This is a genomic window from Arthrobacter sp. TB 26 (genome assembly GCF_000427315.1).
Classification (GTDB): Bacteria; Actinomycetota; Actinomycetes; order Actinomycetales; family Micrococcaceae; genus Arthrobacter.
On the sequence record NZ_AUPJ01000304.1, the window covers coordinates 1 to 1,754 of the forward strand.

A 1,754-nucleotide genomic window follows, 5' to 3' on the forward strand; every position below is an offset into this window, starting at 1 on the left:
CCGTGGCCCGTCCGAGCCGACGGTGAAGACGGTGTGCCCGGCGTTGTGCAGGGCGCGGGCGGCGGCGATCCCCGAAGGGCCGCTGCCGCCCGTGACCAGCACGTTCAGGGAGCGAACGCCGCTCATCCGGCGTTCATGGGAGTGGTGGCTGCCCCGGTATCAGACGTTCCCGTGATGCCGGCCGTGGATTCGATGACGGGGCGCATCTTCTTCTCGAGGGCCTCGTAGAACATGGACAGCGGGAACTCGTCGTCGAGCACCTGGTCGGTGAGGCCGCGCGGCGGGCCGGCCAGCGGCAGCGCATCCGGACCCTTGGCCCACACGGAGGCCGGGTTGGGCGTGACGGTGCCGGAAATCAGCTCGTAGGCGGCCAGCCAGTGCGCCATCTTGGGACGGTCGATCGAGCGCCAGTACAGTTCCTCGATCCTGGCGCCGAGTTCCACCACAACGTCGGCGACCTGGTCCCAGTCGATGCTGAGTTTGCTGTCGGTCCAGTGCAGGACGTGGTGCTGGTGCATCCACGCAAAGAGCAGCTGGCCGCCGAGTCCGTCGTAGTTGCGGACCCGGCTGCCGGTGATGGCGAAGCGGAAGATCCGGTCGAAGATGACGGCATACTGGACCAGCTTGGCGTGCCGGCGTGCCTCGGGATCGGCGTCCTCGTCCTTTTCGATCTTCACGGATTCCCGGAAGGCGGTCAGGTCGCAGCGCAGTTCCTCGAGGGAGTAAAGGAAGAACGGCATGCGCTGCTTGATCATAAACGGGTCGAAGGGCAGGTCGCCGCGCATGTGGGTGCGGTCGTGGATGAGGTCCCACATCACGAAGGTTTCCTGGGTCAGCTCCTGGTCCTCGAGGAGCGCGGCCGCGTCGTCGGGAAGCTGCAGCGCGGTGATGTCCGCGGCGGCGCGGAGCACCCGGCGGAAGCGGGCCGCCTCGCGGTCTGCGAAGATGGCGCCCCACGTGAAAGTGGGGGTTTCGCGGACGGCGACGGTCTCCGGGAACAGCACCGCGGAGTTGGTGTTGTATCCCGGGGTGAAGTCGAGGAAACGGATCGGGACGAAAAGCTTGTTGGAGTATTCGCCCTCCTCCAGGCCGGCGATGAACTCGGGCCAGATGACCTCGATCAGCACGGCCTCGACGAGGCGGTTGCTGCTGCCGTTCTGCGTGTACATCGGGAACACCACGAGGTGCTGCAGCCCGTTTACCCGGTGCCGCTGCGGCTGGAAGGCCTGCAGGGAGTCCAGGAAGTCGGGTACCCCGAAGCCGCCGTCGGCCCAGCGGCCGAAGTCGGTCACCAGAAGGGCGAGGTAGTCGGCGTCGTGCGGAAGGGACGGTGCCAGCGCCTGGATGGCCGCCGAAATCGTGCGGACATACCCGGCGGCCGCCTCGTGGTTGGCCGCTTCCGGAACGGATCCGTCCTGGGCCTGGAGTTGCTGCAATGCGGTGGCGGCAGCCTTGAGCTGCAGCCACTCCGGGGAGCTGGCCGAGATCGGGGCAGTGGTGGTGATAGCGGTGGTAGTCATCGTCAGCAGGCGCCTTTCTATTTGCTGGGAGCGTCGCTCGTCAGTAGCTAAAACGAGCCTAGCAAGCAAAACAGAATCCCTAACGCAAAATTGGCTTGAGCATAAGAAAGTCTGGGGCAAGTCGGCCGCGCAACCCGGGCCAGCTCCAGTGGCGGCGGGGCTTACCCCTCAGCAGCCCGCGGCGCAGGCAGGACCGCCGGCCGCGTGGCACTCCGGGGACGGCAGAGGACCCCC

At 66.8% G+C, this 1,754-nt stretch carries 1 protein-coding gene; it reads right to left on the reverse strand.

Going from position 1 to position 1,754, the window contains the following annotated elements:
* Positions 1-122 precede the first annotated feature (122 nt).
* Positions 123-1,520: a DUF6421 family protein gene (locus tag K789_RS0110925; protein WP_024366793.1), complete on the reverse strand. Its 1,398-nt coding sequence runs from the start codon at positions 1,518-1,520 to the stop codon at positions 123-125.
* Positions 1,521-1,754 lie beyond the last annotated feature (234 nt).